We start from the raw sequence: 25,070 nt of genomic DNA, 5'->3' as shown, positions 1-25,070 counted from the left end.
CGACATCTCGAAGCGTGAAGAACGGCCGCGTCACGTGCTGCCGAATCCCGGAGATCTCAGCAGGTCGAGTGACCGCCGAGGTTAAACGGCAAGCTGAGAACCGGGTCTTCGTCAGCGCGGTGCGGCATGATCTGAGGCGTGACCGCACCGCGACTGATGCTGCTCGACTCCGCCAGCCTGTACTTCCGGGCCTACTTCGGCGTACCGGACACCCTGCGCTCGCCGCAGGGTGAGCCGGTCAACGCCGTCCGCGGCCTGCTGGACTTCATCGCCCGGCTGGTCCACGACCACCGGCCCGATCAGTTGGTGGCCTGCATGGACGCCGACTGGCGCCCCCAGTGGCGGGTCGACCTCGTCCCCTCGTACAAGACCCACCGGGTCGCCGAGGCCGCCGTGGACGGCGAGGAGGACGTGCCGGACACCCTCGCCCCGCAGGTCCCGGTGATCGAGCAGGTGCTGGACGCCCTCGGCATCGCCCGGATCGGCTCCCCCGGCTACGAGGCCGACGACGTCATCGGCACCCTCACCGCCCGCGCCAAGGGCCCGGTGCAGATCGTCACCGGCGACCGCGACCTCTTCCAACTGGTCGACGACGCACGGCAGATCACCGTCCTCTACCCGGTCAAGGGCATGGGCAACCTGCAGACCACCGACGACGCACTGCTGCTGGAGAAGTACGGCGTGCGCGGCGCCCAGTACGCCGACATGGCCGCCCTGCGCGGCGACCCGTCGGACGGCCTGCCCGGCGTCAAGGGCATCGGCGAGAAGACCGCCGCCCAGCTGATCAACGAGTACGGCGACCTCCCCGCCATCCGCGCCGCCGCCCTGGACGTGGGCTCCAGGCTCACCCCCGCCCGCCGCCGCAACATCGTCGAGGGCGCCGCCTACCTCGACGTCGCCCCCACCGTCGTCCGCGTCGCCACCGACGCCCCCCTCCCCGACTTCGACCCCACCCTCCCCCACGAACCCCTCGACCCCATGACCCTCGAACACCTCGCCACCCGCTGGGGCCTCGGCACCTCCCTCGACCGCCTCCTCGACACCCTCGCGGCCACTTACTGAGGGAAAAACGCCGGAATGCCGACCTCCCGAGGCTGTCAACCGGGGGAGGTCGGCACTGGCGTTCTTGCCGCGCCGTGCAGTGCCCAGCACGCTTTTGCTGCGGCGACCGGCGGCTCTGCTCGGTCCTACTCGGTCCGCAGCGCGGTGGCGGTCCGGGACCGTGCCGCCCAGCTGGCCGGCAGCAGTGCCCCGAGCAGGGCGATCACGACCCCGGCGGCCAGCAGGGGGATGAGCAGCCCGGCGGTGTAGACGTGGGACACGCTCGGCGGCAGGTGCCGGCCGATCGCGTTCCCCATCGGGGTCAGCGTCGCCTTCTCCACCGCGACCCCGAGCGGGACCCCGATCAGCCCGGCGATCAGGCCGGTGAGGGACACCGAGGTCAGCACCATCGCAATGGTCTGCTTGGGCGTCATCCCGAGGGCCTTGAAGATCCCCAGGTCATGAACCCGCTCCCGGGTGTCCTGCACGACCATGCTCAGCACGCCGAGCGCGGCGACCGCGGTCAACATCAGCGTGAACACCGCCACCAGGGTGCCCATGATGATCATCAGGATGTTCTTGCCCCCGTCCGAGTTCGGCTGGACCGAGGCGTTCAGCGGCGTCAGCGCGGCGGCGGCCGAGGTGGACCAGTCCGTTCCGCTGACGTTCGGGGCCAGCTCGACGTTGAACTGGTCGATGTGCGGGGCCAGTCCTGCGGCGGTGAAGGTGGCCGCATCCGTCATGGCCGAATAGTCGGTTCCATGGATGTCGAAGTTGATGCCGACGACCTTCAGTGACAGTTGCTTGTTCTGCTGCACCACGGTGACGTCGTCACCGACGTGGATCCCCGCCGCCGAGGCCAGCTTGTCGCCGACCACGGCCTCGCCGGGCGCCGAGTACCAGCGGCCGGACACCAGCTCCATGTTCGTCCAGGAGAAGTCGCCGCTGACCGTGTACACGACCGGCGGTTCGCCGCCGATCGGCGCGCCGACCATGGTCGCGCCGCTGTCGCCCCAGCCGAACGCGGCCTTCGTGCCCGGGACCTTGGCGAGCGCGGCGGCCACCTTCGTGGCATCCAGGTACGCGTGGCGCGGGTCGTTGGGTCCGTAGGAACCCTCGGGCGGCGCGCCCACGTCGGCCGTGGGTATCACCAGCGTCGACGCGACGTTGAAGCCCGAGCTGAAGGTGCTGTCCTGGTACTTGCTGAACGCGGTCCCCAACCCCAGCGCGAAGGTGACGCTGACCGTGCCGAGCAGCACCGTCGCGCCGACCAGTACGGCCCGGGCCGGCCGGGCGAAGGGCTGGGCCAGCCCCAGCGACACGGCCCGGGGCAGCGGCAGACGGGAGGCCAGACGCTGCGCAGCGCGACCGCGCTCGGCCTTCGGGGCGCGGCCGACCACCAGAGCCTGCACCGCCGGCATCCGGCCGGCCCGCAACGCCGGGACCGAAGCCGTGACGCCGACGACCAGCAAGGCGCCCAGCGAAACCACGGCGCTGACCCACGACGGAATCGTGGCACTGGCCGCGCCGAGCTGCTTGCCGGCCTGACCCAGGATCGGCCCAGCCAGGAGATTGCCGAAGACCGTGCCGAGCACCACGCCGAGTGCCGCCGGGATCATGGCCTGCGCGGTGTAGGCGCGGGCCACCTGCGAAGGGGTGAAGCCCAACGACTTCAGAATCCCGATGCGCCGGATTCCCGAGGCCACCGCGCCGCTGACCACGATCGCGATGATCAGCACGGACAGGACCAGCCCGAGGATCCCGAAGGCGACCAGGAACGGCACGAAGGACTTGGCGTTGCCGGTCACCTGCTGTTCCGCGGTCAGATACGACTGTCCGTTCTCGACCGCTCCGGCCGGCGCGGCGGCGGCCACCGCCTGCTTGTCGGCGGCGATGTCGGCGTCGGTCCCGGCCTCGGCGAACCGGTAGAGCATCTGCTCGTCGGTCCTGGCGCCGGCAGCGGTCAGCCGCGCGAAACCGTCGACGGTGGCGAAGCCGGTCGCGCTGTTGGTCACCGAGGCGCCGAAGCCGACGACCTTGAACGACGGCTTGCCCGGCAGGGAGGAGAACACCACCGAAGAGCCGAAGCAGGCGTCGGCATAGCTGTTCGCGGCGAGGGCGATCTCGTCCGGGCCGGTCGGCCAGCGCCCCTGGGTCAGCACCAGCTGGTCCATCCCGGAGGTGCTGCCCAGGTCGGGCCGGGTGGTGACGGTGACCGGACGGTTGTTGTGACCAGCCCGATCGGTCTCGGGGCAGTCGGTGCCGACGGTCGTGCCCAACGCGGCGGCGATCGGGTACGGCCCGGCCGCCTCGGTGACACCGGCGGCGTGCGCGGTGGCGGCGGTCTGCGCGGCCGTGACCTTCGAACCGTCGAACTGGACCGCCAGGTGCGCTCCGTTCCGGGTGTTGAAAGCGTGCTCGAACGGGGCCTGCACGGCGGTCAGCAGGCCGAGGGAGAGTACTGATGACATCACCGCGGTGAACGTCGTCAAAGCCATGACGAGGGACTGGACCCGACGCCGGCCCACGCCGGAGCGTACGACCTTGCCGAGCGCGCTCACCGGCTCACCGCCGGCAGCATGCGGGCCATGGCGTGGAATCCGGCCTCGAAGAGGCGCCGGGGCATCGGCGGCTTGCGCAGTGTCATCCGACCGCTCCCGCCGGACGGGTCAGCGGCGTGCGGGCGGCCAGGCCGGCACCGCTGCCGTCGTTGACGACGTCCCGCGCGACCGCACCGTCCACCAACTCGATGGTGCGGTGCGCGGTGGTGGCGGCCAACTGCACGTCGTGGGTCACCAACAAGATGGTCTGGCCCTCGGCGTTCAGGTCCAGCAGCAGCTGGCGCACGTCCTCGACCGAGCTCGAGTCCAACGCGCCGGTGGGCTCGTCGGCCAGCAACAACGCCGGCTTGTTCATCAGGGCCCTGGCCACCGCCACCCGCTGCCGCTGACCACCGGACAGCCGCTGCGGATAGGCCTTGACATGCCGCTCGATACCCAGCGAGCCGAGCAGCTCGACGGCCCGGCGCTTCGCCTCACCCTTGCCCATCCCGGCCAGCTGCGCCGGAACCATGACGTTGTCCAACACGGTCAGGTCGTCGAGCAGATTGAAGAACTGGAAGATCATGCCGATCGAGGCCCGGCGGTACTTCGCCGATCCGGCCTCACCGAGCTGATCGACGCGCGTGCCGTTGACGGTGACACTGCCGCTGGAGGGCTTGTCCAGACCGGCGATCAGGTTCAGCAGCGTGGACTTCCCGCTGCCGGAATGGCCGAGGATCGCCACACAGTCACCGGACGCCACGGACAAGTTCACACCGGCCAGCGCGGGCGGGCCGTCATCGTATTTCTTCGTCGCCTCGCGGACGTCGATCATCGGCGTATTCGTCATGGCCATGAACCTACGAACAGAGCGTGATCCGTCGCGTCGGCCGGCGGGTGTCACCTCTCCACCCCGGACCGTCGGCCCGGGGGCGTACCCCGCGTACATCCCCGGGGCGATGCGTGGAGCCGACGCCGCTGAATACGATCTTCGTATGGAAGAGCTTCTCCAGCGTCTCTCGACATCGAAGCGCATGACCTGGCTGACGGCACAGGCCGTGGTGCTGGCCACCGCCTGCCTCTACGCGCTGATGCTCCCCTTGACGATGGGGGACCCGGACCCTGAGTACTGCCTGTTCCGGTTCCCCCACCTCGAGCCCGTCCAGATGCTGGGTCTGTACGTCGTGCTCGCCCTTCCTGTTCTGCTGGTGCGCCGTCTGCCGGCGACCGTCTTCGCGGTGATCCTGGGCGAATCAGTCCTCGGCGACGCCTTTGGCGCCCGGCCCGTCGTCATGTTCTTCCTGCTCGTCGCCTTGAGTGGGTACCTCGCCGCCCGGCGGCCGAAGGCTGCGGCCGTCGGCTCCGTCGCGGGCGTCGCGGCCGCGTTCGTCAACGACCTCCACGACCGCGCGCAGACCGTCGGCGACGCGGCCCAGTGGGCCGGGGGGCTCGCGATGGCGTTCGCGGTCGCGTGGGTCTTCGGCGGGGTGTCTCGCAAACGCCGTGAATACCTCGGAGCCTTGCATGAGCAGAGGGAGGCCCGCGCCGTCATGGCCGAGCGGCTGCGGATCGCCCGCGAACTGCACGACAGCGTCGCGCACAGCATCGGGATCATCACGGTGCTGTCCGGAGCGGCGGCGCGGGTCGTGGACACCAAGCCCGAGCAGACGCGGCAGGCGCTGACCGGCATCGAGACCACCAGCCGCCAGACGCTGCTCGAGCTGCAGCGCATGCTCGGGGCGCTGCGCCGCGCCGAGCCGGACGACGCCATGCCGGGGGCCGCCCCGCTGGCTCCGGCCGGCAGCCTGGCCGACATCCCGCGGCTCGCCGAACGCACGGCCGACGCCGGGGTGCGGGTCCACGTGGCCTGGCAGGGCGAGCGGCGTCCGCTGCCGCCGGAGATCGAGCTGTCGGCGTTCCGGATCGTCCAGGAGTCGGTGACGAACGTGGTGCGGCATTCCGGTGCGCGGACGTGCCGGGTCGCGGTGGGTTACGAGCCGTCAGGAGTGACGATCGAGGTGGTGGACGACGGGGACGATGGTCCCGGCGGGCCCGGCCGTCCGAGGCTCTCGGCAGCGCCCGGCGGGAGCGGCTTCGGCCTGCTCGGCATGCGCGAGCGGGTGTCGCTGCTGTCCGGCCAGTTCAGCGCGGGCCGGCGTCCGGAGGGCGGATTCCGGGTGACGGCTAGGCTCCCGGCATGAGCGTGCGGGTACTGCTGGTCGATGACCAGCCGCTGATGCTGGTCGGCCTCGGGATCCTGATCGGCAGCGCCGCCGACCTGGAGGTGGTCGGCGAGGCCGGCGACGGCCGCGAGGCGGTGCGTCTGGTACGTGAGCTGCGGCCGGACGTCGTGGTGATGGACATCCGGATGCCAGGCATGGACGGGATCGAGGCGACCCGGCAGGCGACCGCCGAGCCGGACCCGCCCAAGGTGCTGGTGCTGACGACCTTCGACGACGACGAGTACGTCTACGGCGCTCTGCGCGCCGGGGCCAGCGGATTCCTGCTCAAGAGCATGGCCCTGGACGCGATCCTGGACGCGATCCGCGTGGTGGCGGCCGGCGACGCGTTGATCGCGCCGAGCGTCACCCGACGGCTGATCGCCGACTTCGCCGGAACCTCCGCCACCCCCGCGGCCCCCGCACCGGACACCGAGCCCGCCGCGGACTCGAGTCCCATCGCGGGGATCACCGACCGGGAGCGCGAGGTGCTGGCACTGGTCGGACAGGGACTGTCGAACGCTGAGATCGCCGAGCGGTTGGTGATCAGCGCGGCGACGGCGAAGACCCATGTCGCGCGGCTGTTCGCCAAGCTCGAAGCCCGGGACCGCGTCCACCTGGCGATCATCGCCTTCGAGGCCGGACTCACGCTGGGTGGACGGTAGGGCGGGGCGAGAAGAACGATCGCCGACCACGAGTTCGCCGCGTTCGCCGGATGCGCCGGCTCACCCACCTCGCCGCAGCGGGAGTCGAGCTGTTCTTCTCCGCCCTGACCCGGCGTCTAAACACGACGCCGGGCCCTACCGCCGGACCTACGACGGCAGCCCATGCAAAGCCGTATGAACCCCCGAAGGATCGACGCGGCGCTGCACTAGGGCTGGAAGAGTACTTCCGGATTGTTCGGCGAGGGGCCGTCCAGCAGCGGACTGTCGATCCCCTTCAGCGTCCGGTCGAAGAACGCCGTCACGTACTCACGGGTGATCGCCATCCCGCGTTCCGGGGAGAGGGGCGCCGTCGGGAACCCGGCCTGCTCCTGGAGCAGGTCCCCGTCGGAGAAGCTGAAGTGGTCGGCGCCGGTGACCGTCAGCCACTTCTTGTAGCCGCCGAGGGCGGCCCAGGCCCGGTCCCACACGATGCCGTCGCCGCTGCCGGGCGTGTGGCTGTCGGCGATACCCAGCATGAGGAACGGCCGGTTGATCTGGCCGGGCATCGGGGCCGGGTGGAAGGTGCCGTCCATGTTCACTCCGGCCCGTACTCGCGGGTCGGCGATCATCGTGTCGGCGGCCGCCGCTCCGCCGAGGGAGTGTCCGGCCATGCCGATCTCGTGCTTGTCGATGAGGTGTGCCAGGGGCCACGCGGTATTGCCGTGCGTCAACTGGTCGATCACGAAGGACACGTCCCGCGCCCGGCTGACGGCTTCGGCGTCGAAGTCGATCTTTTCCGGGTGGTCGCAGATCGCGCACGGCGGCGTCTGGCCGTTCGCCAGCGTCTCGCCGGTGTCCTCGTAGGTGTGGCCGACGAGCGCGACGACGTAGCCGTGACTGGCCAGCTCGGTCGCGAGCGAGGTGAGCATCATGCGCGGGTTCTCGGACGCGGGTGAAAGGACCACCAGCGGGTGCTTGCCGCGTTGCGGCCGCGCGCCGTCGAAGGCGTGAGTGGTGACGCCGGCAAGGGTCTGCGGGGTGACGCCGGAGCTCGCCGGCATCTTCCGGTGCTGGAGGATTCCGGCTGCCTCGGCGAGGGTCATGTAAGGGGCCGGAGTCCCGGTCCCGGGGACGGCCGGGTAGACCATCGTGACGGTCAGTTGGCGGGGGCCGGATGACGGCACCCACGGGTCGGGACGGCTCTCGTCGGTGAGGTGGATGACATCCTCACCGGCGGCGTAGGGGCCGGTGGGCGCGGGGAGCGTGCCTTGGAAGGAGCGCGTGGGCGCGGTGGCCGTGGCCGGTGCGGTGTCGAACGCGTGGGTGGCCACCGGTGTGGCCGACGGTGTGGTCGTGGCGGCGAACCCGGCGCCGGTTCCGGTGACGAGGGCGGCGAGCGTCAGCGCCGCGACAGCGCTGATACGGCGATTGCGTTTCATGGGATCGACGCTAGGTTCCGCAGCTCCGTATCGAATCAGCCCGTGGATGCAAACGTTCCGGTGTCGTTCGTAGCCCCCGCGAGGTACCGGAGTCACCCGCCGGGAGTATGTCGTGCGGCGCGGGGTTCTCCATCGCCCGCACCGTCGAGCGCCACGCGAAGCGGCGACGGGCAGGCGGAGGGGGTGGGGCAAGCCGGAGCAGAAGGCCTGGCTTGCCCCACCCTGGGCCTCATCAGGAACTCCCAGTGCGCAGCACAGCAGGGGCCCGCACGTTCGGGACGAACGTGCGGGGCCCTGCTGTTGGGGCTCAGCCCACCGAGGAGTAGGCGATGATGCCGCGGCGGAGGCCGTCGACGGCCTTGCGGGCGGTCTTGCGGAGTTCGGGGTCCTGGGCGGCGGCGTCCTGGATCTGGCCGAGGACGTCGATGAGTTGCTTGGTCCAGCGGACGAAGTCGCCGGCCGGCATGTCGGCGTCGCGCAGGACCTGGTCGAGGTTGTGGCCGAGGGCCCAGCGGTAGGCGGCCCAGGCGAAGCCGAGGTCGGGCTCGCGCTGGCCGACGCCCTCGGCGGTGTTGATCCGGTGCTGCTCCTCCAGGGCGTCGAGGTGGCCCCAGATGCGGACCATCTGACCGAGCGCCTCCTTGGCCGCGCCCTCCGGCACCCGGGGGGCGCCGGCGTCGTCGGACTGGCGCGACTCGTAGACCAACGCCGAGGCGCAGGCGGCGAGTTCGGCGGCGGCCAGGCCGCTCCAGACGCCCTCGCGGATGCACTCGGAGGCGAGCAGGTCGAGTTCGCCGTAGAGCCGGCCGAGGCGCTTGCCGTCGTCGGTGACGGTGTCGCCCTGGAGGTAGCCGAGGTCGGTGAGCAGCCCGCAGACCCGGTCGAAGGTGCGGGCGATGGTGTGGGTGCGGGAGCGCATCCGGCGTTCCAGCAGTTCGGTGTCGCGGTGCAGCCGGTGGTAGCGCTCGGCCCAGCGGGCGTGGTCCTCGCGGTCGGTGCAGCCGTGGCACGGGTGCTGGCGCAGTTCGGTGCGCAGCCGGGTGATCTCCGGGTCGTCGGCGGCGGCCGCGCGGCCGCGCCGGAACCGCTCGGGTTCGAGGTGGCCGGCCTTGGTGCGCAGCGCGGAGGCGAGGTCGCGCCGGGACTGGGGGCTGCGCGGGTTGAAGGACTTGGGGATGCGCACGCGCTCGATCGCGGCGACCGGGTGCGGAAAGTCGATCATCGCGAGCCGCTTGACCTGCCGCTCGGCGGTGAGCACCACCGGGCGCGGGCCGTCCTGGAAGTCGGGGTGCCGCGGGCCGCCCCGGCCGGAGCGGCTGACCGGCGGCAGGCCCGGGTCGAGGACGAGGGCGAGCCCGGCGAACTTGCCGGTGGGGACGTGGATGACGTCGCCCGGCTTGAGCTGCTCGATGGACTCGACGGCGGCGGCGCGGCGCTGGCTGGTGCCCTCGCGGGCCAGTTCGTTCTCGCGGTCCTTGAGCCGACGGCGCATTTCCATGTACTCGTCGAAGTCGCCGAGGTGGCAGGTCATCGACTCGCGGTAGCCCTCCAGGCCCTCCTCGTTGCGCTGCACCTGGCGGGCGATGCCGACCACCGAGCGGTCGGCCTGGAACTGGGCGAAGGAGGTTTCCAGCAGTTCGCGGGAGCGGTGCCGGCCGAACTGGGAGACCAGGTTGACGGCCATGTTGTACGACGGCCGGAACGAGGACTTGAGCGGGTAGGTGCGGGTGCCCGCCAGGCCGGCCAGGGCCTCCGGGTCGAGGCCGCGCTGCCAGAGCACCACGGCGTGGCCCTCGATGTCGATGCCGCGCCGCCCGGCCCGGCCGGTGAGCTGGGTGTACTCACCGGGGGTGATGTCGGCGTGGGTCTCGCCGTTCCACTTGACCAGCTTCTCCATGACCACCGAGCGGGCGGGCATGTTGATGCCGAGGGCCAGGGTCTCGGTCGCGAAGACGGCCTTGACCAGGCCCTTCACGAAGAGCTCCTCGACGACCTCCTTGAACCGGGGCAGCATCCCGGCGTGGTGGGCGGCGATGCCGCGCTCCAGCCCGTCCAGCCACTCGAAGTAGCCGAGGACGTGCAGGTCCTCGTCGGGGATGTCGGCGCAGCGCTCCTCGACGATGGCGCGGACCAGGGCGCGGTCGGCGTCCTTGTTGAGCCGCAGGCCGGAGCTGAGGCACTGCTGGACGGCGGCCTCGCAGCCGGCCCGGCTGAAGATGAAGGTGATCGCGGGCAGCAGGCCCTCGGCGTCGAGCCGGTCGATGACGTCGACCCGGCCCGGCGTCCAGACCCGGCCGGGACGGCCGTTGGGCATGGAGCGGCCCCGGCCGCGGCCGAAGCGGTCGCGCGGGTTGCGGTCGAGCTCGGAGCGGGCGAGCCGGACCAGCTCGGGGTTGACGGCCTTGCCGGGGTTCTTGAGGCTGTTCTTGGGGCGGCCGTCCCGGTCGGGGTTGGCGAACAGGTCGTACATCCGGTTGCCGGCCATCACGTGCTGCCACAGCGGTACCGGGCGGGTCTCGGAGACGATCACCTTGGTGCCGCCGCGGACGGTGTCCAGCCAGTCGCCGAACTCCTCGGCGTTGGAGACGGTCGCGGAGAGCGAGACGAGGGTGACCGACTCGGGGAGGTGGATGATGACCTCCTCCCAGACGGCGCCGCGGAAGCGGTCGGCGAGGTAGTGCACCTCGTCCATCACGACGTAGCCGAGGCCGTCGAGGGTGCTGGAGCCCGCGTAGAGCATGTTGCGCAGCACCTCGGTGGTCATGACCACCACGGGGGCGTCGCCGTTGACGGTGTTGTCGCCGGTGAGCAGGCCGACCTTGGCGGCGCCGTAGCGCTTGACCAGGTCGCCGTACTTCTGGTTGGACAGCGCCTTGATCGGCGTGGTGTAGAAGCACTTGCGGCCCGCGGCGAGGGCCAGGTGCACGGCGAACTCGCCGACGATGGTCTTCCCGGAGCCGGTGGGGGCGGCGACCAGCACGCCCGATCCGGCCTCCAGCGTCTCGCAGGCCTCCAGCTGGAAGTCGTCCAGCGGGAAGTCGTACAGCTGCTGGAAGCCGTACAGGGCGGTGGCCTGCTCCTTGGCCCGGCGACGGCTGGCCGCGTACGCCTCGGCGGGGCTGAGCTCCTGGTCTTCCTGGGGCTCTGGATCGGGGGTGTTCATCGCCGTCCGGGTGTGGTTGGTGTGATCTCGCATCTCAGCGAGAGGTTACCCGGGTGGAGTGACATCGATAGCACCGTTTTCCGCGCGAGGAGATCACTCCTCTCCCAGATCCATAGTTGCAAATGTCTTCAAGTGACCAGGAATGAGTCAGATCCGAACTTCTCCGGTCATCTGCGGTGGAGTGCGGGGGTTGCTCCCTACCTTCAAGTGCCACGGCACCCTCGGGTGCCCCAGTCACCGACTCACGGGAGGACAAGCCACGATGGCGAACCTGGAGATGTCCCTCAAGGAAGCCATGGCGATCGACGGCGCGATCGGCGTCGCCCTCGTCGACTACGGCAGCGGGATGGCCCTCGGCAGCCTGGGCGACGGCGGCGAGATGGACCTCAACGTCGCCGCGGCCGGCAACACCGACGTGGTCCGCGCCAAGATGCGGGCGATGGAGATGCTCAACCTGCACGACAACGAGATCGAGGACATCCTGATCAGCCTGACCAACCAGTACCACATGGTCCGGCCGATCACGACGCCCAGCGGGCGCGGCCTGTTCCTGTTCCTCGCCCTCAACCGCAGCCGCTCCAACCTCGCGATGGCCCGCCACCAGCTGAAGCGGATCGAACTCTCGCTGGAGATCTGAGCCCGCCGACACCAGGGAAGGGGGGCCTCGTGACGGTAGCGCTCTACCAGGCCAAGGCCGAGTTCTTCCGGATGCTCGGCCATCCCGTCCGGATCCGGGTGCTGGAGCTGCTCCAGGCCGGACCGACGCCCGTCCGCTGTCTGCTCGCCGAGCTGGGGGTCGAGCCCTCCAGCCTCTCCCAGCAGCTCGCGGTGCTGCGCCGGTCCGGCATCGTCACCGCCACCCGGGAGGGCAGCACGGTGGTCTACGCGCTGGCCGGCGGCGACGTCACCGACCTGCTGCGGGCAGCCCGGCGGATCCTCACCGGGCTGCTCGCCGAACGGGACGTCCTGCTCGCGGAGCTGCGGGCGGCTGGCGACTAGCCGGCTAGTCCTTCAGCAGCTCCGCCAGTCCGTCAGCGAGCCGCTCGTACTCCGCCGCACGGTTGTACAGCTGGGCGCTGACCCGCAGCAGCCCGCCGCCGGGCCAGGGCCGGGCCGCCACCCGGACGCCGAGCCGCTGCCACAGCCCGGTCACCAGTGCCCGGGCGGACTCCTCGGTGTCGAACCGGCCCTCCGGCAGTCGTACCGCGCGCATCCACACCCCGGGCGTCGCGGGCAGCGGACGCAGGCCCGCCCGCTCGACCAGCACCCGCTGGCCGTACGCGGCGAGCGCGGCGTTGTGCGCGGCGACCGCCTCCCGACCCAGCTCGCGCAGCAGCTCGAATCCGGCCGGGGCGGCCAGCCAGGGGGTGTAGTCGCAGGTGCCGCGCCACTCGACGTTGGCCGGGAAGCCCCGGTGGTGCTCCCAGGAGAGCGCGAGCGGGCGCACCCGGGCCGTCCACTCGGGGCGGACGGAGAGGACGCCGGTGGCGCGCGGGGCGAAGGCCCACTTGTGCAGGTTGCCGAACCAGAAGTCGGCGTTCGGATCGATCGGGTCGGGCAGCATGCCGGGCGCGTGGGCGCCGTCCACCAGGGTGGTCACCCCGCGCTCGCGCAGCTCGGCCACCAGGGCCGGGGAGGCGACCGTACGGGCGGTGGGCGAGGTGATCTGGTCCAGGATCGCGACGGTGGTGCGCCCGTCCACGGCGGCGAGCACCGTCTCCCGGACGGCCCGCTCGTCCGGGGCGTCCACCGACAGCTCGGCCACCACCAGTTCGGCGCCGCTCTCGGCGGCCTTGCGGGCGGCGGCCTGGGTGACCGCGCCGTAGCCGTGGTCGGTGACCAGGATCCGGTCGCCGGGGGCGAAGGGGATGGTGTCCAGGGCGATCGCGGCCGCCTCGGTGACGTTGGCGACCATCGCCAGCCGGTCCGGGTCGGTGGCCAGGTCCGCGGCGATCCGCACCCGGGCCGCGGCGATCCGGTCCGGCAGGTCGGCAAAGAAGAGATCCGGGTCCAGCTCGTGTTCGGTGCGCAACGCCTCCTGCGCGCGCTGGACCGGGAGCGGTACGGCGCCGAAGGAGCCGTGGTTCAGGTGCGCGGCCTGCGGCGAGACGCTGAACAGGCCCTCGGCGGCGGGCAGCGGCGCCGGCGGTTCGATGGTGGCCAGGTCCTCGGTCACGGCGATCCCCCCCTAGGTGATGTGTGACATTTCGTGCACTCTACTGGCTGCCACCCAAGGATCCACTGAGTCCAGGCGGGCCGGGCTGGGAGACTCCGCACGACCGCCGCCCGGGCCGGGCGGCTCGGCGAGACGGGGAGAGCACGGGGATGAATCGCGTACGGCGCGACCCCGCCGGCCAGGATCGACGCGGCGGCCGCGTGGTGGCGGAGAAGAGTTCGCGCCACCCTCCGGCGACCCCTGCAGGCGGCGACCGCGTTGGGTAACTGGCCTGCCCGGCAACGGTCGTGGCGGTCTTCACCGCGGTTGATCCGGTCACGTCCGATAAGCTAGGACTTCAACAGAACTTGAAGTCGAGGAGCGGCCATGACCACGGCACCGGTGGATCTGCTGAGCGTCGGCGAGGTGGCCCGGCGGGCCGGGATCGCCACCTCCGCGGTGCGCTTCTACGAGGAGCAGGGGCTGATCTCCTCCGAGCGGTCGGCGGGCAACCAGCGCCGCTACCGGCGGCACGTGCTGCGCCGCATCTCGCTCATCCTGGTCGCCAAACGGCTCGGCATCCCGCTCGCCGAGGTCGCCGAGGTGTTCACCGGCCTGCCCGAGGACCGGATGCCGGGAAAGCACGACTGGGAGCGGATCTCCCGCCGCTGGGCCGAGCAACTACGCTCCCGTCGCGATGAGTTGGAGCGACTGGAGGCCGAGCTGACCGGCTGCATCGGCTGCGGCTGCGTGTCGCTGCGCCGCTGCCGGGTGCTCAACCCGGGTGACGAACTCGCCACCGAGGGGCCCGGCCCCCGACTGCTGCTGCGCTCCGACGAGCAGTAGACGAGCAGTAGACGACCAGTAGGGGGTGGAACCCGGTCGGACGCGGCCCTCGTGAGGTTCCCCGCCGCGTCCGACCGGGGGCTTGTGGCAGCCCTCAGGACGGGTCCTAGGCCTCCGGGAAGTGGCAGGCGGCCTCCCGGCCGCCCGTACCGACGACCTCCAGCAGCGGCCGCTCCGTCCGGCAGCGCTGCTGCGCCTTCGGGCAGCGCGGGTGGAAGCCGCACCCGGTGGGCGGGTCGGCCGGGCTCGGCGGGTCGCCGAGCAGCACGATCCGCTCCCGGGCCCGCTCGGCCGCCGGGTCCGGCAGCGGGACGGCGGACAGCAGCGCCCGGGTGTACGGGTGTGCCGGGCTGCCGTACACCTCGGCCTTGTCGCCGATCTCCACGATCCGGCCCAGGTACATCACCGCGACCCGGTCGCAGACCCGCTTGACCACCGAGAGGTCGTGCGCGATGAACACGTACGCCAGGCCCAGTTCCCGCTGCAACTGCTCCATCAGGTTGACCACTTGGGCCTGGACCGAGACGTCCAGCGCGGAGACCGGCTCGTCCGCGATGACCAGCTTCGGCGAGGTGGCCAGCGAACGGGCGATGCCGATCCGCTGCGCCTGGCCGCCGGAGAACTCGTGCGGGTAGCGGTCGAGGTGCTCGGGGATCAGCCCGACCAGCTCCATCAGCTCGGCCGCCCGCCCGCGCGCCTCCTCGGCGCCCGCGCCCTGGACGAGCAGCGGCTCGGAGATGATCCGGGCCACCGTCTGCCGGGGGTTGAGCGAGGAGTACGGGTCCTGGAAGACCATCTGCAGGTGCCGCCGGTGCGGCCGCAGCCGGGCCTGGGAGAGGCCGCCGATCTCGGTGCCGTCGAAGGTGACGGTGCCCGAGGTCGGGTCGAGCAGCCGGACGATCATCCGCCCGGTGGTGGACTTGCCGCAGCCGGACTCGCCGACCAGGCCCAGCGTCTCGCCCTCGCCGAGGTCGAAGCTCACCCCGTCCACGGCCCGGATCGGCGCACCGGGCCGGCCGGTACGGCCGCGCCGCCCGGCGAAGGTTTTCACCAAGTCCCTCACGGAAAGCAGCGGTTCGGCCATCAGACGATCCCTTCCGGCACCAGGGGCAGATGGCAGGCGGCCAGGTGGCCGGCGGCGGGCGGGCCGAGCCGGTCAAGCGGCGGGCGCTCGGCCAGGCAGCGGGCGTGCTCCTCGGCGGACGCGGCGGTGGTGCGGGCGCAGCGCGGGGCGAAGGAGCAGCCGGGGGCGGGGGCGAGCAGCGACGGCGGGCTGCCGGGGATGGCCCGCAGCGGGGCGTCGTCGGTGTCGTCCAGGCGCGGCAGCGAGTCCAGCAGGCCGCGGGTGTACGGGTGCGCGGGCGTGGCGAACAGCCGTTCCGCCGGGGCCTGTTCGGCCGCCCGGCCGCCGTACATGACCAGCACCTCGTGGGCGACCCGGGCGACCACGCCCAGGTCGTGGGTGATCATCACGACGCCGAGGCCGCGGTCCTGCTGGATCCGGGCGATCAGGTCGAGGATCTGCGCCTGGACGGTGACGTCCAGGGCGGTGGTGGGCTCGTCGGCGATCAACAGGTCGGGTTCGCAGGCGAGCGCCATGGCGATCATGACGCGCTGGCGCATGCCGCCGGAGAACTGGTGCGGGTACTCGTCGACCCGGCGGGCCGGTTCGGGGATGCCGACCTCGGCCAGCATCTCGATCGCCTTGGCGCGTCCGGCCTTGCGGCCCGCCCGGAAGTGCACCCGGTAGTGCTCGGCGATCTGCTCGCCGACGGTGTAGAAGGGGTGCAGGCTGGACAGCGGGTCCTGGAAGATCATCGCGATCCGCCGGCCCCGGACGGCGCCCAGTTCCCGCTCGCCCAGCCCGGTCAACTCCTGTCCGTGGAGCCGGATCGAGCCGGTGACGGCGGCCCCCCGGTGCAGGCCCATGACGGCCAGCGAGGTGACGGACTTCCCGCTGCCGGACTCGCCGACCAGCCCGAGGGTGCGCCCGGCCTCGACGGCGAAGGAGATGCCGTCCACGGCCCGGACGGTGCCGCGCGGGGTGTCGAAGGCGACCTTGAGGTCCTCGACCTCCAACAGGAGGGCCATCTCAGTACCTCACTCTCGGGTCGACGTACGCGTACAGCACGTCGACCAGCAGGTTCGCGACGACGATGAAGGCGGCCGCGAGCAGGGTGACGCCGAGGATCACGGGTTGGTCGGAGCGGACCAGGGCGTCGTAGAAGAGCCGTCCGACGCCGGGCAGTCCGAAGATCGACTCGGTGATGACGGCGCCGGCCAGCAGCCCGCCGAGGTCCATCCCGAAGATGGTCAGGATCGGCGTCATCCCGGAGCGCAGCCCGTGCTTGACGGTCACCGTGCGCGGTGGCAGCCCCTTCGCCCGGGCGGTGCGGATGTACGGTTCGGCCATCGCCTCGATCATCGAGTTGCGGCTCTGCCGGGCGTACATGGCCGCGTACAGCAGGGCGAGGGCGATCCAGGGCAGCAGCAGGTTGGAGGCCCAGGCGACCGGGCCGTCGGTGAACGCGTGGTACGACGGGTAGGGCAGCAGCCCGGCCGTCCTGACCACGCCCCAGATCAGCATGATCGAGGTGAAGTAGACCGGCAGCGAGGCCGCCCCGACCGAGAACACCATCAGCGTCTTGTCGGCGACCCCGCCCTTGCGCAGCGCCGAGGTGACGCCCGCGCCCAGGCCGAGGACCAGCCAGAGCACGGACGCGCCGACGGCCAGCGAGACGGAGACCGGCAGGCGGTCGGTGAGCAGCCCCCAGACCGGCAGCGAGTACTCGTAGGAGTAGCCGAGGCAGGGGAAGCCGCAGTGGGTGGCGCCGGCCCCGCTGCCGTAGTCGCGGCCGGCGAAGATGCCGGTCACGTAGGTGCCGAACTGTTCCCAGACCGGCTTGTCCAGGCCCATCGCGGCCTTGACCTCGGCGACCCGCTCGGGGCTGCAGGTCTTGCCGCAGGCGGCCACCGCCGGGTCGGCGGGCAGCAGGTAGAAGATGGTGAAGGTGATCGCGCAGACCGCCAGCAGGATGCCGAGGGCGCCGAGCAGCCGGCGCCCGAGGTAGAGGATCACGACCGGCCTCCCCTGGGGTCGAGGATGTCGCGCAGCGCGTCGCCGAGCAGGGTGAAGGCGAGCACGGCGAGGAACAGGAAGGCCGTCGGGATCAGGAAGTAGGTCGGGTCGGTCTCGTAGAAGCTGATGCTCTCGGCGATCATCTGGCCCCAGGAGGGGGTCGGCGGGCGCACGCCCACGCCGAGGTAGCTGAGCGCGGCCTCGGTGGCGATCATGCCGGGCACCAGCAGCGTGGTGTAGGCGATGACCGGGCCGGAGACGTTCGGCAGGATCTCCCGGGTGAGGATCCGCCAGGGGCGGGCGCCGCCGACCTTGGCGGCCTCGACGTACTCGCGGTGCTTGAGCGAGAGGGTCTGGCCGCGCACCACCCGGGCGATGCCGGGCCAGGTGAACAGCCCGATCACCAGGGTGATCAGCAGGATCCGGTTGACGTCCTTGGCCACCGACATCATCGAGATCATGAAGATCAGCGAGGGGAAGGACATGGTGAGGTCCATCAGCCGGGACAACACGGTGTCGGTCCGCCCGCCGAAGTAGCCGGCCGCGATCCCGACCAGGGTGCCGGTGACCACCACCACGGCGGTGGCGGTGAAGGCGATCAGCAGCGAGACCTGGCCGCCGTGCAGCACCCGGGCGAACAGGTCGCGCCCGGTGGCGGGTTCGACGCCCAGCCAGTGCCGGGTGCCGATGCCGCCGAAGTCGCCGATCGGCTGGCCACCCAGGTACGGGTCCACGGCGCGCTTGTCGAACTCCTCGGGGGTCCAGCCGCCGAGCTCGCTCAGCGGCTCGGCCAGGACGGCGAGCAGGATCATCAGGGCGACGGTGACCAGGCCGAAGCGGGCCGAGCCCTTGGCCCAGAGCTGGTCCCAGACCAGTCGCCAGGGCCCTCTGCCGGAACGTTTCGCCAGGGTCGGTCGGTCCGTTCCGGGCGGACCGGCCGTGCCGGTTTCGATGGTGGCACTCATCGGAGGAGCCCTCAGCCCTTGCTCTTGGAGGGGTCCTTGAGGCCGATCGTGGCGAAGTCCCACTGACCGGTCCACACCGGGGAGCCGAACGCCCCGGCCACGTTCGTCCCGGCCAGCAGCGGACGGCGCTGCCACAGCAGCGGCACGGTGGGCGCCTTCTTCATCAGCTCCTCGTTGAGCTGCAGCCACGCCTTGTCGGCCTCGGCGACGTCGGGCATCGCGTTGATCTGGTCGATCCGGTCCGAGGTGGCCTGGTCGCGGAACTGCTCGACGTTGCCCTGGTTGCCCTTCTCCTTGATGGTGCGGCCGTCGAAGACCTGCGGCAGGAAGGTCGCGCCGGACGGATAGTCCGGACACCAGCCGAGGATGGCCAGGTCGGGCGCGTTCTTGGTGTCGCCGATGGTGTCGTAGTAGACGGACGGGTCGGCGGTGTTGATGGTGACCTGGATGCCGACCTTGGCCAGCGACTGCTGCAGCGCCTCGGCCCGGGTCTTGTCGCCGGAGGAGACGGTCAGCGAGACCTTGAGGTCCGCCTTGCCCGCGTCCTTGAGCAGTTGCCTGGCCTTCTCCGGGTCTCCGGTGGAGGGGATCTTCAACGGGTCCAGCCTGGTGCCGCCGGCCAGTGCGGGCGGCAGGTAGGAGGTGGCCACGTCACCCATCGCCGGGCCGCCGTTCGCCGTCACCTGGGCGTCCCGGTCGACGGCGTACATCAGGGCCTCGCGCACCTTGGGGTCGTCGAAGGGCGCCTTGGAGGTGTTGGGGTACAGCATGTCGGTGCAGCCCTGCTGCTCGGCGATCAGCCGGGACTTCACGTCCGCCTTGGGCAGCACCTTGGAAACGGACTCCGGGCGCAGGTTCATCCACTCGACCGCGGAGGCGTCCGCGCCGTCGCTGGCGATGATCCGGTCGTCCACCTGGCCGCCCTTGAGGCCCTGGGTGACCACGATCCTGTCCGGGTACGCCTTGCGGACCGGGTCGGTGGACTGGTCCCAGTTGGTGTTGCGGACCAGGACCAGCTGCTTGCCGCGGTCGTAGGTCTCGATCTTGTACGGGCCGGAGGAGAACGGCCGCAGGTCGTACTGGGTGCCCTTGTCCTGGGACTGCGGCACGGGGGCGAAGGTCGGCAGGGTCGCGGTGTACGAGAACTCGGCGACCGGGCGCTTGAGGTGGAAGACCACGGTCCTGTCGTCCGGGGTCTCGATGCTCGCCAGGTGCTCGCCGTTCAGCGGGCCCTTGTAGTTCTCGCCGCCGGCCAGGTACTGCTGGGCGTAGTCGGGGCCGCCGGTGAGGTCGGGGGCGAAGGAGCGCTCGACGTTGTACTTGATGTCGGCGGACTTGATCGGCGTGCCGTCCTCGTACTTGACGCCGTCCTTGAGGGTGAAGGTCCAGGTCTTGCCGCCGTCCGAGGACCGGCCGAGGTCGGTGGCGAGGTCCGGGACGATCTCGCTGCCCGCGGCGCCCGGCTCGGCCTTGAAGGTGACCAGCGTGCGGTAGAGCAGCCGGATGCCGAAGTCCATGTTCGGCATGGTCCAGTTGCGGGCCGGGTCGAGGTGGGCGAAGTCCTGGTTGGACAGCACGGTCAGGGTGCCGCCCCTGACCGGGGTGCCGCCGACGACCGTCCCGGACTCGGCGCCCGGGGCCCGGGTGCTGCCGGCCGCGGCGTCGCCGCCGCCGCTGTCGCTCTTGTCGTTCTTGCAGGCCCCGAGGCCGAGAGTGAGGGCCGCCGCGAGGGCGGTGGCGAGGAGGGCGTGGGTGCGCCTGGTCATGTGGCAACTCCGCTGTGGGGGGCCTGCGTTGGGCCCGGTTCGGGCTCGCTTCGGGCCCGCTTTGGGCCTGCGTCGGTCTACGGGTTCGGCTCTGGCCGCGCCGCCGTGTGACCCGTAACATAGTAATGTGAAATTGCACTACACAAGAGGTGGCACCCGCCGTTACCCAGCTGTGTCCGTGCACCCAGCTCCCCACCCTCGCCTAGGAGTTCACCGGTGACCCTCCCTCAGCCCGGACTGACCACCGGAAGCCACGACCTCCCGGTCTCCCCCGCCCTGGACGCCTTCATGGCCGCCCACTGGGCCGCCACCCCACTCCCCGCCGACCAGCGCGTCCCCGGCCACGCGGGATTCCCCGGCCGCCGCGCCCGGCTCTCCGCCGCCTTCCCCGGCGAACGCCTCATCGTCCCGGCCGGCCGCCTCAAGGTCCGCTGCAACGACCTGGACCACCGCTTCCGCCCGCACAGCTCGTACGTCTGGCTCACCGGACTCACCGGCGAGGACCAGGCCGACCACGTCCTCGTCCTCGAACCGGCCGGCGCCGCCGGCCACGAACCGGTGCTCTACGTCCGGCCCCGATCCCCGCGCGACGGCGGCGAGTTCTACCGCGACCGCCGCTACGGCGAGTTCTGGGTCGGCCGCCGCCCCAACCTCGCCGAGGCCGCCCGGCTCACCGGACTGCGCACCGAACACCTCGACGACCTGGGCAAGTTGCTCACCGGACCGCAGCCGCCCACCCGGGTGCTGGCCGGCACCGACCCCTTCGTCGACGAGGCCACCGCACGCCCCATCGCGGACCTGCGCGACGGCGAACTCGCCGCCGTCCTCGCCGAGTTGCGGCTGGTCAAGGACACCTGGGAGGTCCAGCAGCTGCAACTCGCCGTCGACCACACCGTCACCGGCTTCGAGGACGTCGTCCGCGCCCTGCCCACCGCGCTGCGCCACCACCGCGGCGAACGCTGGATCGAGGGCGTCTTCGACCTGCGCGCCCGCGCCGAGGGCAACGGCCCCAGCTACACCACCATCGCCGCCTCCGGCGCCCACGCCTGCGTCCTGCACTGGATCCGCAACGACGGCGCCCTCGCCCCCGACTCCCTGCTCCTGCTCGACGCCGGCGTCGAGACCGACACCCTCTACGCCGCCGACATCACCCGCACCCTCCCCCTCGGCGGCACCTTCACCCCGGTCCAGCGCCAGGCCTACGAACTCGTCCTCGCCGCCCAGAGCGCCGGCATCGCCGCCCTGCGCCCGGGCGCCCGCTTCCGCGACTTCCACCGGGCCGCCATGCGCGTCATCGCCGAAGGCCTCGCCGACTGGGGTGTCCTGCGCGTCCCCGCCGACCAGGCCCTCGCCGAGGACAACGGCCTGTACCGCCGCTACACCCTCTGCGGCAGCGGCCACATGCTCGGCCTCGACTACCACGACTGCGCCAAGGCCCGCGCCGACCGCTACGTCGACGGCACCCTGGAAGCGGGCATGGTCCTCACCGTCGAACCCGGCCTCTACCTCCAGCCCGACGACGAAACCCTCCCCCTGGAACTCCGCGGCCTCGGCATCCGCATCGAGGATGACCTCGTCATCACCGAGGACGGCGCCCACCTGATGTCCGCCGCCCTCCCCCGGACGGTCACCGGCATCGAGTCCTGGATGGCGGATCTGCTGAGCTGATGACCGGTCGAGTGGACGATCAAGCCACCTTGATCGTCCGCTCCCCCTGCTTCACAGTGACCTCGACCTCCCCGCCGATCGCTGCGGCGTAGGCCCGGAGATTGTCCAGGCTGTCCACCTGCCCGTGCTCGATCTGCGACACCCGCGCCTGACTCACCCCGAGCAGCTCCGCCACGTGCTTCTGGGTCAGCCCGGCCTTGCGTCGCAGCTCGGCCAACTCATGCCCGCGGATCTGAGCCAGCGTTTCCTGACGAATCCGCGCCCGCCTCTCTTCCGACTCGGGCGTCGCCAGCTCTGGAAACCGCTTCATGACCTCGGCCCGAACCTCGGTCCAACTACGCCCCTTCATCGGCGTGCTCCGTTCCGTTGCTCCTCGACGTAATCCGCGTAGCGCTTCTCCGCCAACGGGATCGACTCGTCGTACCACTCCGACCAACGACCTGACTTGTCGCCCGCTACGAGGATGATGGCCTCTCGTTCCCGGTCGAAGACGAACAGCATGCGCACCTCGCTGGCGCCCAAGGACCCTGGCCTCAGCACATGCCACCACATTAAGTTGTCCCTTATAGGCTACCGCGCGTTTTCCCGCCCAATCCACTCCTGCGAGCGACAACACGCCCTGCCCGGCGCGCGCGGGGCGCACTACCCCCGCGCGCTCCGCCACAGCTGCGCGACGATCTCCTCCGCCGGCCCCGTACGGGCCAGGCGGTGGGCGGTGCCCGCCCAGAGGTGCATGGCGGTCGTGTCGGCGCGGCGGGTGGCGGCGGTGCGCAGGGGGGCGGTGAGGTGGTGGACCTCGGGGTAGGCGGACGGGGCGTACGGGCCGTGGCGGTCGATGAAGGCATTGCGCAGACCGCGGGCCGGGCGGCCGGTGAAGGCGCGGGTGACGACGGTCTCCGGCAGTTCGGTGAGCGCGGCCCGGTGGGCGGCCGAGGCGCCGGACTCGTCGGAGCGCAGCAGTGCCGTCCCCAGCTGCACGGCGGCCGCCCCGGCCCGCAGCGCCGCCGCGATCGCCGCACCGTCGCCCAGCCCGCCCGCGGCGATCAGCGGCAGCGACGTCACCACCCTTACGGCGGGCAGCAGTTCCAGCAGCGGCAGCTCCCCCGGCGCGTCCGCCGCCCGGTGGGTGCCGCGGTGCCCGCCGGCCTCCGGGCCCTGCACGCACAGGGCGTCCATCCCGACCGCCTGCGCGGCCCGCGCCTCCTCCGGCGTGGTGACGGTGCCGACCTGCAGCGTCCCCACCGCCCGCAGCGCCGCCGCCTCCTCGGCCGTCGGCAGCCCGAAGGTGTACGAGACCACCGGTACCGGGTCCGCGAGCAACGCGGCGAGCTTGGCCTCCCAGTCGTCCCGGTCCGGCCCGATCTCCTCCGGCAGCGCCACCCCCCACCGCTCGGCCTCCGGCCGCAGCCGCTCCCGGTAGGCGGCGACGGCCGCCGGATCCGCGGGTGGGGCCGGCACGAAGAGGTTCACCCCGTACGGCCGGTCGGTCGACTTCCGTACGGCGGCGATCTGTTCGGCCATCCCCGTGGCGCTCTTGTAGCCCGCGGCCAGGAACCCCAGCCCGCCGGCCCGGTTCACCGCGGCCACCAGCTCGGGTGTCGAGGCCCCGCCCGCCATCGGGGCACCGATCACCGGTACGGCGAGTTCGTCGAGACGCACGGCCATCGGGGGGCTCCTCCCACTCCTACGGGTACCTCCCTCACCCTACGCTCAGCGGATCAGCCCCCGCCCGCGCGCCTCCCGCACCGCCGCCGTGCGCGAGTCCACCCCCAACTTGGTGTAGATGTGCACCAGATGGGACTTCACCGTGGCCTGGCTCAGATGCAGCCGCTGGCTGACCTGCTGGTTGGTCAAGCCGTCCGCGACCAGCCCCAGCACCTCGGTCTCCCGCGCGCTGAGCGCCGCCGCGGGCGTCCGCATCCGCTCCAGCAGCCGGTCCGCCACGCTCGGCGCCAGCGCGCTGCGCCCCGCCGCGGCGGCCCGTACCGCCTGGGCCAGCTCCTCCGGCGGGGCGTCCTTCAGCAGGTACCCGGTCGCGCCGGCCTCCAGCGCCGGCAGGGTGTCCGCGTCGCTGTCGTACGTGGTGACCACCAGCACCCGCGGCGCGCCCTCCCGGGCGGTGATCGCGGCGGTGGCCTGGGCCCCGTTCATCGCCGAACCGGGCCCGAACTGCAGGTCCATCAGCACCACGTCCACCCCCGGCTCCGCGGCCAGCTCGACGGCCCGCTCGGCGGTCGCCGCCTCCGCCACGATGGCGAAGTCCGGCTCGCTCTCCAGCACCGCCCGCAGCCCGGCCCGCACCACCGGGTGGTCGTCGGCGATCAGCAGCCGGATCACGGCGCGACCTCCGGGGTGACCGGCAGCTGCACCGCCAGCGCCGTGCCCTCCCCGGGCGCCGACTCCACCGTGAAGCTGCCGCCGAGCGCCCGCGCCCGGGCCCGCATCGAGGGCAGCCCGAAGCCGCCGTCCCCGTCGGTGCGGCCGGCCACCGCCGCCGGATCGAACCCGGCCCCGTCGTCGAACACGTCCAACGCCACCTCGCCCTCCATGTAGCTGAGTGTCACCTCGGCCCGCGAGGCCTCCGCGTGCCGCACGGTGTTGCCGAGCGCCGACTGCGCGATCCGCAGCAGCGCCACCTCCTGCGCGGCCGGCAGCCGGACCGGGTCCCCGTAAACATGCAGGTGGACGGGCAGCGCACCGTGCGCCGTGGTGGTCGCGCACAGCCGCTCCAGCGCGACCGGCAGCGGATCGCCGTCCAGTGCGGGCGGGGTCAGCGCGCGGACGAACCGCCGGGCCTCGTCCAGGTTGTCCTGGGCGGCCTGCCGCGCCTGCTCGACGTACCCGGCGGCGGCCTCGCTGCGCTCGGGCAGCGCCCGCTGAGCAGCCCGGAGCAGCAGCTGGATGGAGCTGAGGCTCTGCGCGAGGGTGTCGTGGATCTCCCGGGCGAGGCGCTCGCGCTCGGCGAGCACCCCGGCCGCGTGGTGGGCGGCGGCGGCGTCGGCGCGGGCCGCGGTCAGCTCGTCGATCAGGCGGCGCCGCTCCTCGCTCTCCCGGTACAGCGCCTGGTAGCCGAGCACGGTCGCGGTGGCGACGGCCGCCCCGAGGGCGGGTCCGATCGAGGCGGCGAGGCTGAAGCTGTGCTGGTGCCAGGACCACGCGGCGATCGAGGCCGCGGCCGTCAGCCCGACCGCGGTCAGACCGCTGCGCCGGCCGAGCAGGTGCAGCTCCAGGAAGTACAGCGGGAACGCCAGCCACACCCCGTCCTGGGTGGCGACGAGCAGGCCCGCCCAGGTGACGCCGAGCAGCGCCAGCCAGAGCGCCGCGCCCCGGCGCGAACTGCGGACGGCGGCCAGTCGCGGGCCGACGGCGTACACCGCGGCCATCGCGGAGGCCGCGGCGGCGACGGCGGCCGGATCGCCGCCCCGGTCGACGAAGGCGGCGCGGGCGACGGCGAGCGCCAGCAGGCCCGCCACGAGCAGGTGCAGGCAGACCTGGAGGACGCGGGCGACGGGGGTGGTTCTGGATCGTTCGGTCGCCATCCCTCC

22 protein-coding genes are annotated in these 25,070 nt (G+C 71.9%); 7 read left to right on the top strand and 15 right to left on the bottom strand.

Annotation, left to right across the window (positions count from 1 at the left end; all coding sequences use genetic code 11):
• Positions 1-156: 156 nt before the first annotated feature.
• On the top strand, positions 157-1,062 hold the full coding sequence (locus ACIG5E_RS28440; RefSeq protein WP_396538036.1) for a 5'-3' exonuclease H3TH domain-containing protein: 906 nt from the start codon (positions 157-159) through the stop codon (positions 1,060-1,062).
• 125 nt (positions 1,063-1,187) lie between these two features.
• Here ACIG5E_RS28440 and ACIG5E_RS28435 read toward each other — a convergent pair whose 3' ends face one another.
• Positions 1,188-3,539 (bottom strand): FtsX-like permease family protein, encoded by a 2,352-nt coding sequence (locus tag ACIG5E_RS28435; protein ID WP_396538026.1) that lies wholly within the window; start codon positions 3,537-3,539, stop codon positions 1,188-1,190.
• A 145-nt stretch (positions 3,540-3,684) separates the two neighbouring features.
• Complete coding sequence (locus ACIG5E_RS28430; protein WP_396538024.1) at positions 3,685-4,431, bottom strand: ABC transporter ATP-binding protein; 747 nt, start codon at positions 4,429-4,431, stop codon at positions 3,685-3,687.
• A gap of 109 nt (positions 4,432-4,540) precedes the next feature.
• Between ACIG5E_RS28430 and ACIG5E_RS28425 the strand changes: the two genes are divergently transcribed.
• Positions 4,541-5,782: a sensor histidine kinase gene (locus ACIG5E_RS28425; protein ID WP_396538022.1), complete on the top strand. Its 1,242-nt coding sequence runs from the start codon at positions 4,541-4,543 to the stop codon at positions 5,780-5,782.
• On the top strand, positions 5,779-6,465 hold the full coding sequence (locus ACIG5E_RS28420) for a response regulator (protein ID WP_396538020.1): 687 nt from the start codon (positions 5,779-5,781) through the stop codon (positions 6,463-6,465). The genes ACIG5E_RS28425 and ACIG5E_RS28420 overlap by 4 nt, the downstream gene beginning before the upstream one ends.
• A 206-nt stretch (positions 6,466-6,671) precedes the next feature.
• Here ACIG5E_RS28420 and ACIG5E_RS28415 read toward each other — a convergent pair whose 3' ends face one another.
• Entirely contained in the window at positions 6,672-7,883 is a 1,212-nt protein-coding gene (locus ACIG5E_RS28415; RefSeq protein WP_396538018.1) for an alpha/beta hydrolase family protein, read from the bottom strand.
• A gap of 307 nt (positions 7,884-8,190) precedes the next feature.
• Positions 8,191-11,046, bottom strand: coding sequence for a DEAD/DEAH box helicase (locus tag ACIG5E_RS28410; RefSeq protein ID WP_396538034.1), 2,856 nt, complete (start codon positions 11,044-11,046; stop codon positions 8,191-8,193).
• A 262-nt stretch (positions 11,047-11,308) separates the two neighbouring features.
• Here ACIG5E_RS28410 and ACIG5E_RS28405 point away from each other — a divergent pair, with 262 nt between their 5' ends.
• Both ACIG5E_RS28405 and ACIG5E_RS28400 read left to right on the top strand, forming a co-directional pair.
• Entirely contained in the window at positions 11,309-11,683 is a 375-nt protein-coding gene (locus ACIG5E_RS28405; protein WP_396538016.1) for a hypothetical protein, read from the top strand.
• 29 nt (positions 11,684-11,712) lie between these two features.
• The gene (locus ACIG5E_RS28400; RefSeq protein ID WP_396538014.1) at positions 11,713-12,045 is read left to right on the top strand and encodes an ArsR/SmtB family transcription factor; all 333 of its coding nucleotides are present in this window, start codon (positions 11,713-11,715) and stop codon (positions 12,043-12,045) included.
• Positions 12,046-12,049: 4 nt separating this feature from the next.
• Here ACIG5E_RS28400 and ACIG5E_RS28395 read toward each other — a convergent pair whose 3' ends face one another.
• Positions 12,050-13,222 (bottom strand): aminotransferase class V-fold PLP-dependent enzyme, encoded by a 1,173-nt coding sequence (locus tag ACIG5E_RS28395; RefSeq protein WP_396538012.1) that lies wholly within the window; start codon positions 13,220-13,222, stop codon positions 12,050-12,052.
• A 366-nt stretch (positions 13,223-13,588) separates the two neighbouring features.
• Here ACIG5E_RS28395 and soxR point away from each other — a divergent pair, with 366 nt between their 5' ends.
• Positions 13,589-14,047, top strand: coding sequence for a redox-sensitive transcriptional activator SoxR (gene soxR / locus ACIG5E_RS28390; RefSeq protein WP_396538010.1), 459 nt, complete (start codon positions 13,589-13,591; stop codon positions 14,045-14,047).
• Between the two features lie 106 nt (positions 14,048-14,153).
• On the opposite strand, the gene ACIG5E_RS28385 is transcribed toward soxR, so the two are convergent.
• The 5 genes from ACIG5E_RS28385 to ACIG5E_RS28365 are packed head-to-tail and all read right to left on the bottom strand — an operon-like array spanning position 14,154 to position 19,857.
• Entirely contained in the window at positions 14,154-15,131 is a 978-nt protein-coding gene (locus ACIG5E_RS28385; protein ID WP_396538008.1) for an ABC transporter ATP-binding protein, read from the bottom strand.
• Positions 15,131-16,138 carry an ABC transporter ATP-binding protein gene (locus ACIG5E_RS28380; RefSeq protein ID WP_396538006.1) on the bottom strand — a complete coding sequence of 336 codons (1,008 nt, stop codon included), beginning with the start codon at positions 16,136-16,138 and terminating at the stop codon, positions 15,131-15,133. Before ACIG5E_RS28380 ends, ACIG5E_RS28385 begins: the two co-directional genes overlap by 1 nt.
• Before the next feature lies 1 nt (position 16,139).
• Positions 16,140-17,126, bottom strand: coding sequence for an ABC transporter permease (locus tag ACIG5E_RS28375; protein ID WP_396538004.1), 987 nt, complete (start codon positions 17,124-17,126; stop codon positions 16,140-16,142).
• Positions 17,123-18,091, bottom strand: coding sequence for an ABC transporter permease (locus ACIG5E_RS28370; protein ID WP_396538002.1), 969 nt, complete (start codon positions 18,089-18,091; stop codon positions 17,123-17,125). Before ACIG5E_RS28370 ends, ACIG5E_RS28375 begins: the two co-directional genes overlap by 4 nt.
• A gap of 11 nt (positions 18,092-18,102) precedes the next feature.
• Positions 18,103-19,857, bottom strand: coding sequence for an ABC transporter substrate-binding protein (locus ACIG5E_RS28365; protein WP_396538000.1), 1,755 nt, complete (start codon positions 19,855-19,857; stop codon positions 18,103-18,105).
• 216 nt (positions 19,858-20,073) lie between these two features.
• Between ACIG5E_RS28365 and ACIG5E_RS28360 the strand changes: the two genes are divergently transcribed.
• A complete protein-coding gene (locus ACIG5E_RS28360) occupies positions 20,074-21,525 on the top strand; it encodes an aminopeptidase P family protein (protein ID WP_396537998.1) in 1,452 nt (483 codons plus the stop codon).
• 19 nt (positions 21,526-21,544) lie between these two features.
• On the opposite strand, the gene ACIG5E_RS28355 is transcribed toward ACIG5E_RS28360, so the two are convergent.
• The 5 genes from ACIG5E_RS28355 to ACIG5E_RS28335 form a co-directional block, all read right to left on the bottom strand.
• Positions 21,545-21,874, bottom strand: a complete 330-nt coding sequence (locus tag ACIG5E_RS28355; RefSeq protein WP_396537996.1) for a helix-turn-helix domain-containing protein — start codon at positions 21,872-21,874, stop codon at positions 21,545-21,547.
• Complete coding sequence (locus ACIG5E_RS28350) at positions 21,871-22,026, bottom strand: type II toxin-antitoxin system RelE/ParE family toxin (RefSeq protein ID WP_396537994.1); 156 nt, start codon at positions 22,024-22,026, stop codon at positions 21,871-21,873. Before ACIG5E_RS28350 ends, ACIG5E_RS28355 begins: the two co-directional genes overlap by 4 nt.
• A gap of 141 nt (positions 22,027-22,167) precedes the next feature.
• Positions 22,168-23,190, bottom strand: a complete 1,023-nt coding sequence (locus ACIG5E_RS28345; RefSeq protein WP_396537992.1) for a nitronate monooxygenase — start codon at positions 23,188-23,190, stop codon at positions 22,168-22,170.
• Between the two features lie 45 nt (positions 23,191-23,235).
• Complete coding sequence (locus tag ACIG5E_RS28340; protein ID WP_396537990.1) at positions 23,236-23,862, bottom strand: response regulator; 627 nt, start codon at positions 23,860-23,862, stop codon at positions 23,236-23,238.
• Complete coding sequence (locus ACIG5E_RS28335) at positions 23,859-25,064, bottom strand: sensor histidine kinase (RefSeq protein WP_396537988.1); 1,206 nt, start codon at positions 25,062-25,064, stop codon at positions 23,859-23,861. Before ACIG5E_RS28335 ends, ACIG5E_RS28340 begins: the two co-directional genes overlap by 4 nt.
• Positions 25,065-25,070 lie beyond the last annotated feature (6 nt).

Source organism: Kitasatospora sp. NPDC053057 (assembly GCF_044546945.1).
GTDB lineage: Bacteria > Actinomycetota > Actinomycetes > Streptomycetales > Streptomycetaceae > Kitasatospora.
The sequence above is the reverse complement of the archived record's forward strand: the minus strand, read 5'-3'. Positions and strand labels throughout refer to the sequence as shown.

Coding starts and splice junctions, on each gene's coding strand:
- ACIG5E_RS28420 (WP_396538020.1), top strand. CDS start 5,779: ATGAGCGTGCGGGTACTGCTGGTCGATGACCAGCCGCTGATGCTGGTC.
- ACIG5E_RS28365 (WP_396538000.1), bottom strand. CDS start 19,857: ATGACCAGGCGCACCCACGCCCTCCTCGCCACCGCCCTCGCGGCGGCC.
- ACIG5E_RS28385 (WP_396538008.1), bottom strand. CDS start 15,131: ATGGCCGAACCGCTGCTTTCCGTGAGGGACTTGGTGAAAACCTTCGCC.
- soxR (WP_396538010.1), top strand. CDS start 13,589: ATGACCACGGCACCGGTGGATCTGCTGAGCGTCGGCGAGGTGGCCCGG.
- ACIG5E_RS28410 (WP_396538034.1), bottom strand. CDS start 11,046: ATGAACACCCCCGATCCAGAGCCCCAGGAAGACCAGGAGCTCAGCCCC.
- ACIG5E_RS28435 (WP_396538026.1), bottom strand. CDS start 3,539: ATGGCTTTGACGACGTTCACCGCGGTGATGTCATCAGTACTCTCCCTC.
- ACIG5E_RS28370 (WP_396538002.1), bottom strand. CDS start 18,091: ATGAGTGCCACCATCGAAACCGGCACGGCCGGTCCGCCCGGAACGGAC.
- ACIG5E_RS28440 (WP_396538036.1), top strand. CDS start 157: ATGCTGCTCGACTCCGCCAGCCTGTACTTCCGGGCCTACTTCGGCGTA.
- ACIG5E_RS28335 (WP_396537988.1), bottom strand. CDS start 25,064: ATGGCGACCGAACGATCCAGAACCACCCCCGTCGCCCGCGTCCTCCAG.
- ACIG5E_RS28430 (WP_396538024.1), bottom strand. CDS start 4,431: ATGACGAATACGCCGATGATCGACGTCCGCGAGGCGACGAAGAAATAC.
- ACIG5E_RS28355 (WP_396537996.1), bottom strand. CDS start 21,874: ATGAAGGGGCGTAGTTGGACCGAGGTTCGGGCCGAGGTCATGAAGCGG.
- ACIG5E_RS28380 (WP_396538006.1), bottom strand. CDS start 16,138: ATGGCCCTCCTGTTGGAGGTCGAGGACCTCAAGGTCGCCTTCGACACC.
- ACIG5E_RS28415 (WP_396538018.1), bottom strand. CDS start 7,883: ATGAAACGCAATCGCCGTATCAGCGCTGTCGCGGCGCTGACGCTCGCC.
- ACIG5E_RS28405 (WP_396538016.1), top strand. CDS start 11,309: ATGGCGAACCTGGAGATGTCCCTCAAGGAAGCCATGGCGATCGACGGC.
- ACIG5E_RS28350 (WP_396537994.1), bottom strand. CDS start 22,026: ATGCTGTTCGTCTTCGACCGGGAACGAGAGGCCATCATCCTCGTAGCG.
- ACIG5E_RS28345 (WP_396537992.1), bottom strand. CDS start 23,190: ATGGCCGTGCGTCTCGACGAACTCGCCGTACCGGTGATCGGTGCCCCG.
- ACIG5E_RS28425 (WP_396538022.1), top strand. CDS start 4,541: ATGCGTGGAGCCGACGCCGCTGAATACGATCTTCGTATGGAAGAGCTT.